The sequence below is a fragment of the Microcoleus sp. F4-D5 genome (assembly GCF_036704885.1).
In the GTDB taxonomy this organism is placed as follows: Bacteria; Cyanobacteriota; Cyanobacteriia; order Cyanobacteriales; family Microcoleaceae; genus Microcoleus.
Genome location: NZ_JAUBSX010000035.1, coordinates 1 through 13,779, shown reverse-complemented (window position 1 = coordinate 13,779; position 13,779 = coordinate 1). Strand labels below are relative to the sequence as shown.

Annotated in this window: 12 protein-coding genes and 1 pseudogene; 6 read left to right on the top strand and 7 right to left on the bottom strand. The window is 45.6% G+C overall.

Annotated elements, in window-relative coordinates; translation table 11 throughout:
• Positions 1-165: 165 nt before the first annotated feature.
• Positions 166-774 (bottom strand): hypothetical protein, encoded by a 609-nt coding sequence (locus QUA80_RS17545; RefSeq protein WP_194060397.1) that lies wholly within the window; start codon positions 772-774, stop codon positions 166-168.
• A 275-nt stretch (positions 775-1,049) separates the two neighbouring features.
• Between QUA80_RS17545 and QUA80_RS17540 the strand changes: the two genes are divergently transcribed.
• The 3 genes from QUA80_RS17540 (at position 1,050) to QUA80_RS17530 (ending at position 2,989) form a co-directional block, all read left to right on the top strand.
• The gene (locus tag QUA80_RS17540; RefSeq protein ID WP_333426401.1) at positions 1,050-2,426 is read left to right on the top strand and encodes an NB-ARC domain-containing protein; all 1,377 of its coding nucleotides are present in this window, start codon (positions 1,050-1,052) and stop codon (positions 2,424-2,426) included.
• A gap of 82 nt (positions 2,427-2,508) precedes the next feature.
• Positions 2,509-2,763 carry a DUF4160 domain-containing protein gene (locus tag QUA80_RS17535; RefSeq protein ID WP_293145823.1) on the top strand — a complete coding sequence of 85 codons (255 nt, stop codon included), beginning with the start codon at positions 2,509-2,511 and terminating at the stop codon, positions 2,761-2,763.
• On the top strand, positions 2,726-2,989 hold the full coding sequence (locus tag QUA80_RS17530) for a DUF2442 domain-containing protein (protein ID WP_333426400.1): 264 nt from the start codon (positions 2,726-2,728) through the stop codon (positions 2,987-2,989). The genes QUA80_RS17535 and QUA80_RS17530 overlap by 38 nt, the downstream gene beginning before the upstream one ends.
• Before the next feature lie 218 nt (positions 2,990-3,207).
• Here the strand turns inward: QUA80_RS17530 and ftsH4 are convergent, their stop codons facing one another.
• From ftsH4 to QUA80_RS17515, 3 genes are all read right to left on the bottom strand, one after another.
• Positions 3,208-5,082, bottom strand: a complete 1,875-nt coding sequence (ftsH4, locus tag QUA80_RS17525) for an ATP-dependent zinc metalloprotease FtsH4 (protein WP_333426399.1) — start codon at positions 5,080-5,082, stop codon at positions 3,208-3,210.
• Between the two features lie 340 nt (positions 5,083-5,422).
• Positions 5,423-5,896: a tryptophan-rich sensory protein gene (locus QUA80_RS17520; RefSeq protein ID WP_333426398.1), complete on the bottom strand. Its 474-nt coding sequence runs from the start codon at positions 5,894-5,896 to the stop codon at positions 5,423-5,425.
• Positions 5,897-6,008: 112 nt separating this feature from the next.
• Positions 6,009-6,854: a M48 family metalloprotease gene (locus QUA80_RS17515; RefSeq protein WP_333426397.1), complete on the bottom strand. Its 846-nt coding sequence runs from the start codon at positions 6,852-6,854 to the stop codon at positions 6,009-6,011.
• Between the two features lie 451 nt (positions 6,855-7,305).
• Between QUA80_RS17515 and QUA80_RS17510 the strand changes: the two genes are divergently transcribed.
• Both QUA80_RS17510 and QUA80_RS17505 read left to right on the top strand, forming a co-directional pair.
• A complete protein-coding gene (locus QUA80_RS17510; RefSeq protein ID WP_333426455.1) occupies positions 7,306-8,907 on the top strand; it encodes a HAMP domain-containing sensor histidine kinase in 1,602 nt (533 codons plus the stop codon).
• Between the two features lie 180 nt (positions 8,908-9,087).
• Entirely contained in the window at positions 9,088-9,654 is a 567-nt protein-coding gene (locus tag QUA80_RS17505) for a hypothetical protein (protein WP_333426396.1), read from the top strand.
• Between the two features lie 329 nt (positions 9,655-9,983).
• Here QUA80_RS17505 and QUA80_RS17500 read toward each other — a convergent pair whose 3' ends face one another.
• The 3 genes from QUA80_RS17500 to QUA80_RS17490 are packed head-to-tail and all read right to left on the bottom strand — an operon-like array spanning position 9,984 to position 12,269.
• Entirely contained in the window at positions 9,984-11,180 is a 1,197-nt protein-coding gene (locus QUA80_RS17500; protein WP_333426395.1) for a GNAT family N-acetyltransferase, read from the bottom strand.
• A 34-nt stretch (positions 11,181-11,214) separates the two neighbouring features.
• A complete protein-coding gene (locus QUA80_RS17495) occupies positions 11,215-11,373 on the bottom strand; it encodes a hypothetical protein (protein WP_333426394.1) in 159 nt (52 codons plus the stop codon).
• A gap of 56 nt (positions 11,374-11,429) precedes the next feature.
• Positions 11,430-12,269 (bottom strand): dihydrofolate reductase family protein, encoded by an 840-nt coding sequence (locus QUA80_RS17490; RefSeq protein ID WP_333426393.1) that lies wholly within the window; start codon positions 12,267-12,269, stop codon positions 11,430-11,432.
• Between the two features lie 850 nt (positions 12,270-13,119).
• On the opposite strand from QUA80_RS17490, the pseudogene QUA80_RS17485 reads away from it, so the two are divergent.
• Positions 13,120-13,366, top strand: a pseudogene (locus QUA80_RS17485) (DUF4277 domain-containing protein); the annotation flags it as partial.
• Positions 13,367-13,779 lie beyond the last annotated feature (413 nt).

Sequence of the window (13,779 nt, the reverse complement as noted above, 5' to 3'; positions counted from 1 at the left end):
GTAATTGCTGCATTGGTTGGATGCGATCGCTCTTTATGCGCGATGGGCGATCGCCCTCCGTGCAATCAGCGCACTTTCAAATGGTGGAAATGGATAAGATTGTAAGCAGAAAAAGAGGTTGGGTAACACGAGCGTCAACCCAACCTACAAGCAAGGGCGATAGTGCTATTCCCAAGTTCGACCACTGTCTAAAAAATCACCTGTTGCGCGATTCTGTCCATTAATTTTATCAACAAGATAATCAAGCGTTAAATTTAGAGTAACAGCGCGAATTCTAAAATCTTCTCGCCTAGCAGTTAAAACCCACCACAATCGGGTTGCATAATCTGCACAATTGCAAGATGTGCCCGTACCTCCAAAAGCTTGATATCTGGCACAGCCTGCTTCTCTGTAAGCTCCATTCTTAATCCAATTGGCTCTGTTTGGACTGATTTTTGCCTTGCGAACGGCTTGACCCCTCCTACTAAGTGGTTGACCTCTAAGATACCTATTTGTATGATCAAAATCAGTACCCTGATTTACAGATGGTTCATTTCTCGATTCTGGCCAAAAACCGTATGTCGCGTCAGTTTGCCATTGACCATTACCATTATTCTTAACGATTGCGATCCAAGCGTGACCTGCATCAGTTGGCAATGGAATCGAGGAGTTGTCTGGCTTACGAGCAAAAATCAAAACCTCGTACTGAGTATTTTGAGCTTGAGTAGGTGTCACCAACAAAGATGCTAAGAATATTGTGGTTACACCCACTAACGAATTAAAAACTTTTTTCATTCTGTACCTCGCATTATCGTTTTGATTGTTTAATCAATACTGAACTAAGTAAATTGGGTACTCTCTGCTGTAGATTTAGTAAATAACCAGAGACAGCTTTATCCTTCTCCCATGCTCCTTATAAATCAAAGATTTGTCTAGCCCCAAAATGTTCTATTTTGTTGGCAATTTTGTCGGCTACTTCAACTCCCCCGCGTCAAAAATGTTGGCAAATGCAAGAAAATGTTGGAAAATGTTAGGTATAATACGAAAAATCACAACATCCACCATACTGCATGAATCTTAAGGAAGTGTTAAAAATGGCTGACGAGATGGTTTTTGCCAAGACGGGTGAGCACCTCGATAACTTACAAGAGGCAATTCTGCGAGGAACCATGCAAGGTGAGAAATATACCAAAATTGCTGAGGAGATTCACTGTAACGAGAGTTATGTTAGGCAAGTTGGTTCGCAATTATGGCAGATACTTTCGGAAGAGTTGGGAGAAGATGTTAATAAAAAGAATTTTCAAGCATCAATGAAGAGGTTCCAAGTTTCCATATTTTCACATTTTGCACAAGACTATGTGCAAATTAGTACCGTTAACTTCTGTGGAGAAGCTAGATACCCGCTAGATATAACAAACTCACACCCACCAAATCAAGAAACACCTAACTCAAAACAAACTAAAACTCTACATCAAGATTTAAGCGAAATGCCAGAGTTGGGCGATTTCTACGATCGCACTCTCGAACTCGACACCCTCACCACATGGATTCTACAACAACGGTGTCGCCTCATCGCGCTCATCGGCATCAGCGGTATCGGCAAAACCACCTTAGCAGTGCAACTCGTACAACAAATAAAAGATGAATTTGAATGCGTCATTTGGTGCAGCATCGACGCCTCCTACACCCTAGATGAATTTGAACATAAACTAATACAGTTTTTTTCCCAGTCAGAAAAACTAGATTCATCCCCAATCAACCAGAAACGCTTACCGCTGATTAAATATTTACAAAACCATCGCTGTTTAGTAGTCTTAGATGACGTTCACAACCTTTTCTGTAGTGGCGAATCAGCAGGAAAGTATAAACCAGACTACGAAGAATATCGCTCCCTATTCAAACAGATAGAAAAATTATCCCATCAAAGCTGCTTTCTGTTAATCGGTTGGGAACAACCGAGAGAAGTGACTCAAGTTAAAAACCAAAATACTTCTATTCGTACCTTACAACTCAAGGGTTTAGACATCGCAGCCGGACGGGAAATACTCAGAGATTATGGGTTAGAAGAAATCGACAACAGTGAAGCACTCATTCACCGCTACCAAGGCAACCCCCTATGGTTAAAAAGCGTGGCGAATCTGATTCAAGACTTGGGAATCAGCGTGACAGAATTATTACTAGATGATACCATATTATTGCCAGAAGATTTGAAAGATGTTTTACAGCAGCAGTACGATCGCACTTCCGAACTAGAAAAACAAGTTATGTCATTGTTGGCTGCAGAAAACCAGCCAGTCAACCTAGCAAAATTGCTAAAAAAAGGACAACTATCCTCATCAGATTTACTCAACGCGCTCCAATCTTTATCGCGGCGCTGCTTTATAGAAAAACAGGAAAGTCTTTACACTCTCCCACCTATATTGAGGCAGTATATCAAAGGGTTGTAACCAAAATATAAAATCGCCCTGTGCTATCATAGAATACAAAACTTACAGATATTCGCATTGAAATGTTGTATAACCTGAAATTATGCCAACTATTTTACGAGTAGGCCCTTACCGACTTTACTTTTACAGCCATGAACCGAATGAACCACCTCATGTTCACATTGACAGAGACAAATCATCAGTTAAATTTTGGTTGGAGCCAGTCAGTTTGGCAAACAACCTTGGTTTTAGTGCTAAAGAACTTCGGAAAATACAGTCGGTAGTACAAGAAAATCAACAAACTTTATTGGAGGCTTGGTATGGGTATTTTGGCGATTCGAGCGGACGAGAGAGTTAAGGAGATTCATTTTACAGAAGAAACAATTAGTGTTGATTTGATGGATGGACGAACCATTACTGTGCCTTTAATTTGGTATCCCAGATTGTTTAATGCAACGCCGGATCAAAGGGCAAAATGGGAAATATGCGGAGGAGGCTATGGCATTCACTGGGAAGAAATCGATGAAGACCTCAGTACAGAAGGAATGCTGCGGGGGGCACCGGCTCCCAAGCCTTCTGCTTGAAAATCTACGAGCTAAGAAATACCAAAAAACGCAGATGATATTTTGTCATCATCTGCGTTTATCTGCGTTCACCTGTGGTTTAATATCTTGTCCAGTCGATCGACCGCGATAACCGAGGGGCGGGTTTACTAGATTATTAGTTTTAGGCGATTATGGTTGGTAAAACCCGCCCCTACAGAAATTCCGCTCGATTCACGCCTACATGATATTAAACCCTTTTAAACAACCGCTGCAACTTTATCTAAAGGCCGCACTTGACGGAGGAATTCGCGAAGTGCGTCACCTTCCACCACTTCAGTTTCCAACAGTTTCTGCGTAATTGTTTCCAACAATTCTCGATTTGCTTTCAGAATATCCACAGCTTGCTGATGTGCAGTTTCGACAATTTCCTTCACTTCTTGGTCGATCGCCTCAGCAGTTTGGGCGCTGACAGCGCGGCGGGCATTTCCCATACCGTCGTTGAGGAACATTGCTTGTTGACCTCGATCGTAAGCTAGAGGCCCCAAAACCTTACTCATTCCGTAAGTTGTCACCATTCTTTCTGCTAAATCAGTCGCCCTTTGCAAGTCATTTGAAGCGCCAGTAGTAATGCTACCAAACACCACTTCCTCAGCCGATCGCCCGCCCAACAAAGTCGCAATTTGACCCCGCAATTCCGATTCATCTAACAAGAAACGGTCTTCAGTCGGCAACTGCAAAGTATAACCCAAAGCAGCCATACCGCGAGGGACGATCGAGATTTTGGCAACTTCGCCGCCGCCAGCCATCAGAGCACCTACCATCGCGTGGCCGACTTCATGATAAGCAACGATGGTTTTCTCTTTTTCATTGAGCACGCGGCTTTTCTTTTCCAAGCCGGCTACAATCCGTTCGATCGCCTCTGCAAAGTCTTCTTGTGCTACAGTTAGGCGTTTGTTGCGGGCCGCCAACAAAGCAGCTTCATTCACCAAATTTGCCAAATCTGCGCCGGAAAAACCGGGGGTGCGAGTGGCGATCGCCTTCAAATTAATATCCGGGCCCAGCTTCACTTTTTGAGCGTGAATGTTCAAAATTGCTTCGCGGCCAGATAAGTCGGGGCGATCGACTAAAACTTGGCGATCGAAACGGCCGGGGCGCAACAAAGCAGCATCCAAACTTTCCGGGCGGTTAGTTGCAGCCAGCACAATTACCGTAGTATTGCCCGCAGCAAAACCGTCCATTTCAGTTAACAGTTGATTGAGAGTTTGTTCGCGTTCGTCATTACCACCGAATGCAGCGTTGCTGCTGCGAGATTTGCCGATCGCGTCCAATTCATCAATGAAAATAATACAAGGAGCCTGTTTTTTAGCCTGCTCGAATAAATCTCTAACTCTTGCAGAACCCACACCTACAAACAGTTCCACAAACTCCGAACCCGAAATGCTAAAAAACGGCACGCCAGCTTCACCCGCCACTGCTTTAGCTAACAGTGTTTTGCCAGTTCCCGGCGGTCCGACTAACAGCACGCCTTTCGGAATTCTCGCACCGATTGCCGTAAATCTGTCGGGACTTTTCAGGAATTCAACAACTTCGACTAATTCAGTTTTAGCCTCTTCTACTCCAGCCACATCGGCAAAAGTAATTTTCGCCGATTCGCCTTCTACATAGACCTTAGCCTTGCTTTTGCCGATCGACAGTGCACCCTGCGGCCCGCCAGCACCCCGGTTCATGAAAAATTGAAAAATCGCCACAAAAATCAGCGGCGGAAGCACCCAGCTTAAAATACTGCCGATCCAGCTATTTTTTGCCGGCGGAGTTGCCGCAAATTCAACGCCTTTTTGTTCCAAAAGTTTAGGCAGTTCCAAGTCAAAAATCGGCGTAGTTGACAGAATTTGACCGGGTTTGTCGCCTTCGCCTTTGAGTTGGTAGCGAATTTCATTTTGACCTACCGAAGCTCTGACTACATCTTGTTCTTGAACCTGATGGACGAACAAGCTGTAAGGCACTTGCGGAATTTGCGGCCCGAACAAATTCGGCAAAAAGATATTTGCCAGCAGAAACAAACTTGAGAGCAATAACAAAATATTGCTAATTTGCCTAAAACGAGGTGGTTGGGGCTGGTCTTTAATTGCCATTGATAACGAGCGTCCTTTAATTTTAACCAGTTTTATTCATTTATTTTCTCATCCAATACGCACACAATGTCAAGCGGATTCCCTCACTCGATCGGTCGGTTAACCCGGTAGCACGGATTTGCTATTATATTAACAAGGTTTTTTTTACGAACCACGAAGACGCGAAGTACACGTTCGGCGAAGCCGTTCCCGAAGGGTAGGAAGATAATAATAAAAGATGGTTATACTTGTGAATCGTTGGTTAATAGCTTAGTTATTATTTCTGAATCGCTTTTCTCTTTCTCCGCGAGCTTCGCGTCTTCGCGGTTCGTTAGTATGGTCTGCATTGTACGCCCGATCTTTATGCAGATTCTGGGTTTAAATGAATCATTTCCCAAGTGGTATAGGTGCCGATCGCACCCCAAATCGCGTAAGGCAAAAGTAACAAAGCTGCGGTTTGAGAAATCGGCAAAACAGCCAACGTCAGCACTATTCCCAAAATCTCCCCAGCCCCTCCCAAAATTGTCCCTACTTTGAGACTTTTGGCTCTGAGAGTAGCAGGAATATAAGCAACTGTGACTATTTCTAAAAGCAAGTACAAACCCATCAACAGCCATGTTTTAAGGCTCCCTGGTTCCTGTTCCCACACGAAAGTAGCGCTGTCGGCCCCGCAAGCAAAAATTACCGTCCAAATTAACGGAATAGCAGGCTCAAAAAACATCCAATTCGGTCTTTGAAGTTTGACGGCCCAGTTAATATCGCGCAGTTTAAAAAACAGAGTGCCGAAAGCGACTGAGAAAGTCACGCCGCCGATAATCATCCAAGATTGAATCATGGTTTTCAACTTTCCAATTGCTCGATCGCTCATTAAGTCGATCGTGCCCACCCCAAGCCGAACTTAGATCCGCCTTTAGTAATAACTTTTGTAAAGCCCGATGCAATTCTCGTTAACGGCCCGACACATTCTTAGCAAACTCTTCGCGTCCAGACACCAAATTAGCTGGAACGCCGTTAGGGTAATTTTGTGCGATTAAAGCTTGCAACTTTTGAACTCGGTTTTCAGGGTTTGGGTGAGAACTCAAAAACTCCGGCGGCGCTTCTCCCTTCCTAGCTGCACCGAGAATTTGCATCACCTCAACAATACCTCTAGGATCGTAACCCGCCTCCGTCATAAACCGAAAACCGAGCCGATCGCTCTCAAGTTCGTCCGATCTACCGTACCGCAAACCGACAACTTGATTGACAGCTTGAGCAATTAATGCTGCCTGCTGTCCGCCCCCGCGATCGTCGCTAGCAGCCACCCCAACCGCCGTTACCAAAGCCCTGCCCAACTGCTGTTTTGCCAAGTGTTCCGCAGCGTGGCGCCCCACAACGTGACCGCTTTCGTGCCCCAGTACACCAGCCAACTGAGACTCGGAATTCAGCCGCCGCAGCAGCCCTGCAGTAATGAAAACTTGTCCCCCCGGCAAAGCAAAAGCATTGACAGTTTCGGGGTCTCGCAGCAGGTGGAATTCAAACGGATAACCCGCTTGTTTCGCTGCCGAACCGTTGACAACTCGTTCTCCTACTCGATCGACATACTGCTGAATACTCTGACTCGGATAAAGCCCCCCGTACTTGGCGGCCATTTGATTTCGCGCCTGCAATCCCAAAACTATCTCTTGGCGGGGAGAAAGTTGCACCCGCTGTCTCTCTCCAGTTACCGGATTTTGTACGTCGTTTGTAAAATAGGTAATTGCCCCAAAAAATGCCATTAATAGCCCGATCGCGGCTCGAAATAAAAATTTGTTCACAGGCTTGATACCTAAAAAGTTTAGCGAGTAGACTACCAGCATGACAGCTACCTCGACATCTGTCTGAAGTATCAAGAACTGAGATCTTGCACCATTCTCAATTAGCCGTAGGGGCGGGTTAGCCAACAGCCTTAAAGCTTGCAAATAGGTTCTATAAACCCGCCCGACCCCACGAAAAATCCTCTGATTGATATTGCTGCAAGATGTCAGAAGAATGGAAAGTTGTTAGAGTTTTTTGAGATAATTTGCGAACAAGGCTTTTTTTAACGAACCGCTTTCGGCGCGTTAGGCGAAGCCGCGCGTAAGCGCTATTGTCACGAAGGAAGAGAAGAAGATAAGAGAAGAAGGTTATAGTTATTAAATTGGTTAAACTGAAATGTTGCACCATTGTCAGCAACAGGCCGGAAAGCCTGTTGCTGAACAAAATCAGTTGCCGAACTTTTTTCGCAATATGTTCCAAGCTACCCGCCGCCGCCTCGCTATTTGGTACACAGCCGTTACTGCTGTATTGTTACTTGTATTCGCCACTGGTTTCTATTTCTACGTCCGCACTACTTTGATCGATCGCATTGACGACACCCTCAATCATGTTGTAGAAGTAATAGAGCGAACACTGGTTATCGAACCGCTAAGTTTGCCTGCTACCAAAGATAAAAATAAGTTGCAAGTTAATATTCAAGCGAGTTTTCGAGATAGCACCGATGCTGTAGAAGACGACCACATTGATTTAGAATGGTTCAGTCCTACGGGCGAATTGCTGTGGTCTACTTTATCGGAACCGCTGAATATTCCCATTCACGCTAACCGCACGGGCGAAACAGTTTGGGTTAATCATAAGTTGCGGTTTGAAGGTACAAATCAGGTACAAGAAAGGTTCGCAACGGGCAATGTACCGGATGTCACGGATTTAAGGGATAGAGGGAAGAGGGATTTAACCGCAGAGGCGCAGAGGGCGCAGAGGGGAGAAATCAGAGATTTTGATGGCGGTTTGAATGCAGGTTTGCAGGAAAATCTAAATTTAGGTAGTGAAAAGTCGATCGCACAAAATACAAATCGCGTTTCTACCAAACCGATTAGCATTCGGACAACTCAAAACTATTCCCTCAGACAAGTAACGCAGCGAGTGGAAATCGGCCGCCAAGTTCTGGGATATTTGCGAGTCAGCCATCCTTGGTTTGAAGTGACAAAACCCATCCGCCAACTAATTCTCGATTTGATTTTGGGCGCGGGTTTAACTCTAATTTGCGTGGCGGCTATTGGCTGGCTGCTGTCGGGATTGGCGATGGCACCGGTGCGGGAGTCTTACGGGCGTCTCAAACAGTTTACCGCTGATGCTTCTCACGAACTGAGAAATCCGATCGCCACTATTCAAACTAACGTGCAAGTAGCTTTGGCGGAACCGGATATCGAACCGCAGCAGCATCAACAGCTACAACTTATCGAACGCCTGACGCGCCGTTTGGGGCGCTTGGTTGACGATTTGCTGTTTTTAGCCAGACAAGACAGCGGTATCGTGCAGCAGCAGTGGATTGAGGTTCCCCTCGATGCTTTGCTGATGGAAGTTATTGAAGAACAACAGGCGATCGCCACTACCCAAAATCTCTCTCTTTCTTTGGAAATTGTCGATCTGCCCAACGCTGAGGACAACTTTACACTGTTGGGCGACTGGGATCAACTAGCGCGACTGTTTACCAATATCGTCAGCAACGCCGTGCAGTACACGCCCTCTGGCGGCGAAATTGAAGTAGAATTGCAACTTGCAGCTAAAAACAAAAGAAATTCGCCGATATTAAATCCAGCGCTGCAAATAAAAGTAACAGACACCGGCATCGGAATTGCCGCAGAAGCCCTGCCGCATTTATTCGATCGATTCTACCGCGCAGATCCCGCCCGTACCCACCGCAGCGCCGCCGGTTCCGGTTTAGGATTGGCCATCGCCAAAGCAATTGTCGAAAATCACCGCGGCCAAATCCGCATTGACAGCCAAGTCGATCGAGGTACAGCCGTTACCGTCACCCTGCCCGCCCACAAATCAGAAGCATCTCGCCTGTAAAAATCCTCTCTTCCCCTCGGACTCTGCGCCCTCTGCGCCCTCTGCGGTTAAAAAAAATCTATCCCTAAAACCCTGATTCTTCTTACCTCTGACCCAAACCAAGCTATTAAAATTCAATTCCCGCATAGATTAACATGAACTTTGTTGGACAACCTCGATCGAACTTGTGAGGAGTTATTTATGTTTTGCCACAATCTACCGTTTAAAAAAATCAGCTTGCTAGCAGCCACCTGCGGAGGTTTACTCGTTAGTCTCGCAACACTTTCCCTCGCCGGCGGCCCTCCGCCCCAACAAGGAAAACCCGTTTCCCAACCCGCAGAAACTCCCGCAGCCACTGAAGAACCCGTCAGCCAACCAACTCCGGCTGCGAGTCCGAGTCCCAGCGGTATGCCCTCTACACCCACAGACGCGCCGGCCCGCTTCCCCATGCCCAGTGCGCGAGTTACGCCTGCAGAAGGCATGATAGTAATTAAACTGGTGAATACCACCAATGCTGTCATTAATTATCAAATCGTAGGCGTCACCCAGCCGCGCACTCTGGGCGAACAATCTGAAATTTTGCTTCAAGCCCTCAAAGCGCCAATCACCCTCACTTACCAGCGCGCAGACGGCGGATTGCTGCTGGTTCGCCCCCAAGCAACGGCGATGCCGGGAATGTTGCAAGTCAGTTTCGGCGCGACAACTGAGTTGGGCACTGATACAAAATCCCTGGAAATTCAGGAAGATGGCAAGGTAATTTTGAATTAGGTTAATTAGTTGACGGTTGACTGTTGACTGTTACCATTCGTGTCAACTTAAGACTAAAATCCATAATAAATATCGTTTATAGTTGAGTTTCGCTCCCCCCTAACCCCTCTTAATAATGGGGGGACAAGACTATTCTTACCTCCCCTCTAACTCCCATTAATAAAGGGGAAAGAGCATTCAAAGTCAACCCCTACTCCCCTTCTCAAGGGGGATGCGAGGGGGATCGAAACTTCGATACAAACGAGATATACAGAGGGTTTTAGTATTATGTTGACACCGATGGGCTGTTACTAATTCCCAGTTTCCAATTCCAAATTCCCAGTCAACCGTCAATCGCCGAGTAACAACGGAGGTGACTTAGTAAAAGGTAAATCCTCGTTGATTGCATCAATTTCTTCCTGTTCTCTTTCGTTGATTTGACCGATATAAGACTTGAGAATTTGGGCCAGACGGTTGTTATAAAATCGGTGCAAACTATAATTTGGCGTAGCTGGAAAGCCGCGCCGTTTTTTGTGCCGTCCGCCGGCACCGGGATCGAAGCTTTGGATGCCCCGACCGATCGCCCATTCGATCGGCGTATAGTAACAAGCATCGAAATGCAAGCAATCGATTTCCTCCAAACTTCCCCAATAACGCCCGTACAGTCGATCGCCCTTATACAAACAAAAAGACATACCTATCGGGTGTCTGTCGTCTTCCTTGTCGTAGGCGGCTACAAATAAAACTCGATCGCGGTAATTGTGGTGCAACTGTTCAAAAAATCGCTTAGTCAGATACTTGCTTCCCCACCAACCAAATTTGTCGCAAGTATTCTCATAAAAAGCATACATTTGAGCAAACATGGCTTGGGGAATTTCATCGCCAGTCAGCGTTTTTACCAACAAACCAGCTTGGTCAACTGCTTTGCGTTCGCGTTTGATATTGCGGCGCTGGTTGGCATTAAATGCGCCTAAATAATTGTCAAAATTTTGATAGCCTTGATTTTGCCAAATATAACTGTGGTGCAGCCAACCGCTGAAACCGTGGCGTTCCATTCTTTCGCGCCATTCTGGATCGACATAAAGGAAATTGCAGCCGGAGATATTGTGGCGATCGCAAAAATGGTCGATCGCGCTTACCATTACTCCAGTTAACTCGTCTTCATCTTCCCCCTCGGCTATCAAAAACCGATAGCCTTCAGCCGGAGTAAACGGCGTCATTCCCATCAATTTGGGATAATATTGAATACCCAAACGTTGGGCTAAATCGGCCCACTGATTGTCGAACACAAATTCACCGTAACTGTGGCTTTTGACATAAAGTGGCGCGCCAGCAATCAACTGTTTGTTTCGCCACACAGTCAAGTGATGCGGCAGCCAACCGGTTTTACCTGTCGCAGAGCCCGATATTTCGAGATTGTTCAGCCAATCCCATTCCAGAAAAGGAGTTTTTAGCGGCATCGCCAAGGCATCCCACGACGCTTGCGGGATTTCGCCTATTTTGCTAATCCAGGCTACAGAATATTCAGGTTTTGGCTGTTTCAGCATAGGGAGATTTGAGCGTAGAGCGATCGAACTTCATTTAAGTTAATACAATCTCCCCTGCTTGTGTAATTACTCGCCACAGGCAAAATGCCTGTGCCACACAACTCTTGTGGGGTGGGTACTTCTCGCCCGCCACAGGCAAGATGCCTGTGCCGCGCAAGATGCCTGTGCCGCACAACTCTTGTGGGGTGGGCACTTCTCGCCCGCCACACGCAAGATGCCTGTGCCGCACAACTCTTGTGGGGTGGGCTTCTAGCCCGCCCCGAATCTATAATGCAAAAATACTTCTTGTCCCACCTGTTTAACCGCCAAAAGCTCCAATTTCGGCGCTAAATGCGCTAAAAAACCCTCTCCCTCCACAGGTGTCGGTGCGCCCGCGCCGCCCAAAATTAACGGGCAAACCGTCAACCAGAGTTCGTCTACCAAGCCAGCAGCCACCACAGACGCTACGAGTTTTCCCCCGCCTAGAATCGCCAAACGTTTGATATCGAAGTTTGCTAGCTGTTGAAACGCATCAATCCAATCAATCTCTCCACCTGCGGTTTTCGCATAGATAATTCGATCAAATAGAGATGTTGCACCATTCTCAATAAGCCTTTTACGAACAGGCGAGATGCCTGTGCCACAAAACAATTCATCTCTCGCTTCACGGGCATCTTGCCCGTTATTGAGAATGGTGCCAGATGTGCGATCGAACTTACTGTCTTTTGTCGGGTACGGAGACGGCATTGGCATTTCCTTACTGTCTTGCCCTGTCAGCAGCCACCGAGGCACTGGTTGCTGGAAAAATCGCAAGTTTGGGTCAAATTTGCGCGATCGCGAACACACAATTTGCACCGGTTGTGGGGGCTTCCCTTGCAATTCTCTCTGTTTGAGCAATTCCGGCGAAATCACTCTCATCGTCGTCCCATAAGCCTGTAAAGTGCCGTTGCCGAACAAAACCGCGTCACTTGCTGATACTTGGTGTTCGAGGTGGGCTTTGTCGTTGGCAGAACCGAATCTCGCGGGCGATCGTACTGCATCTGCAATTTTACCGTCAGCACTGATCGCGAGTATTACTGTTGCGTGAGGTCGATCGATTTTATCTGTCATTAATTTATGAAAGGTTCGCACTATAGCATTTATCAGAAAGATGAGGTATGATATAACTGACTTGAACGGAGTGAAAAATATAGAACCCCAAAATGTTATGCAGCTCTAATTAAATGAGGAACTCTTCAAGCAGTAGTCCCTTGACCCGCAGCAGTCACTCGAATGACAACTATCTAGAACTTTAGCAAGTATCACGCATTAGTAAAAATGAAAACTTATTCGATTGATTTTAGACAAAAAATTATGGATGTGTACCATAATGAACCGCTGTCACAAAGAGCAATAGCTAACCGTTTTGGTGTAGCTCTAAGTTTTGTCCAAAAATTGATTAAACAGTATCGCGAGACCCTTGCATATTGCTCCTCGAACTGAGCGATGTGGAGTCAAATTAAAACTGAATAGAGAACAACTATTGATTTTAGCGGAAGTGATTGAAGCAAACAATGATGCAACTCTCGAAGAACTCCGTTATTTACTGTACCAGAAAATTGGTTTTACCATCAGCGTAGCAACGATGGGAAGAATGGCAAAACTCTTAAATATGACCTAAAAAAAAACTCTATTCCCATCAGGCAAAGGCACTGACAGAGTTCAGAACCTGCGATATGAGTTCTGGCAAAAAATTAGAGAAGTTTGTTTGAAAAACTTAATATTCATTGATGAATGTGGAGTAAACTTGGCAATGGTTAGGTTATATTCTCGGTCTTTAAAACCCACATTCCGCAGATATTCGATCGGATTTAATTTCAAAGAGATTCAGAATTGTCAAAACCTCAAATGATTGCAGAGCAATCATTTGAGGTTTTTTTCAGGTATAATGATTGGTGCAATTAGAGCAACTCTAAAAACCATGAAAAAGCCATCTGAAGCTATAAATATCGTAAATTTAGACCCTGCAGGGAATAGTAGCAGGGATAATAGATGAAATGGAATTGGTAGAAGAAGTCAACAAAAAAGTGGGAATAAGAATTAAATAAACCCTAAGCCCAGGACAAGTAATGAAAGCAATGATTTTGAACGGACTGGGGTTTTTGAGCGCCCCAATCTACCTATTCGACAGTTTTTTTGTCGGAAAAGCAACAGAACATCTAATTGGGGCTTGCTGAAAAAGGCTAAAACCCTTATCTCAAAACACTTTGGCTCGTTTTAACGCTAAAAAAGTGCAAGCAATACAGCTAAAATGAGTCAAAACCCCTGCACACCATCACTTTTGTAATGTACCGAAAAGTTGACCCAACACCACAGCCGCCATCCAACTTTGACGTAACCGTTCAGGGGGTGCGCCTGCGGCGCACCACCCCAAGAGGAGTTTAAGCATCAATATGCTTGGGAGTCTAGGGTGAGCGAACAAGAATGTAACCACGAATTCTCTCGGGCATTGAGTCAATTTTCAAGCATCACTTATTGCCAGCAATCAAGTAACTAAATCCAGCTAGATTAAAAATTCAAGCGTTATCTTCACTCTTCTTTAGACGGATGGAAGCAAAGAAGGAGCAGGTTTATTTTCACG

Excerpts from the sequence above, each read along its gene's own strand:
- QUA80_RS17535 (WP_293145823.1), top strand. The coding sequence starts at position 2,509 with ATGCCAACTATTTTACGAGTAGGCCCTTACCGACTTTACTTTTACAGC.
- QUA80_RS17530 (WP_333426400.1), top strand. The coding sequence starts at position 2,726 with ATGGGTATTTTGGCGATTCGAGCGGACGAGAGAGTTAAGGAGATTCAT.
- QUA80_RS17505 (WP_333426396.1), top strand. The coding sequence starts at position 9,088 with ATGTTTTGCCACAATCTACCGTTTAAAAAAATCAGCTTGCTAGCAGCC.
- QUA80_RS17540 (WP_333426401.1), top strand. The coding sequence starts at position 1,050 with ATGAATCTTAAGGAAGTGTTAAAAATGGCTGACGAGATGGTTTTTGCC.
- QUA80_RS17500 (WP_333426395.1), bottom strand. The coding sequence starts at position 11,180 with ATGCTGAAACAGCCAAAACCTGAATATTCTGTAGCCTGGATTAGCAAA.
- QUA80_RS17510 (WP_333426455.1), top strand. The coding sequence starts at position 7,306 with ATGTTCCAAGCTACCCGCCGCCGCCTCGCTATTTGGTACACAGCCGTT.
- ftsH4 (WP_333426399.1), bottom strand. The coding sequence starts at position 5,082 with ATGGCAATTAAAGACCAGCCCCAACCACCTCGTTTTAGGCAAATTAGC.
- QUA80_RS17545 (WP_194060397.1), bottom strand. The coding sequence starts at position 774 with ATGAAAAAAGTTTTTAATTCGTTAGTGGGTGTAACCACAATATTCTTA.
- QUA80_RS17520 (WP_333426398.1), bottom strand. The coding sequence starts at position 5,896 with ATGATTCAATCTTGGATGATTATCGGCGGCGTGACTTTCTCAGTCGCT.
- QUA80_RS17490 (WP_333426393.1), bottom strand. The coding sequence starts at position 12,269 with ATGACAGATAAAATCGATCGACCTCACGCAACAGTAATACTCGCGATC.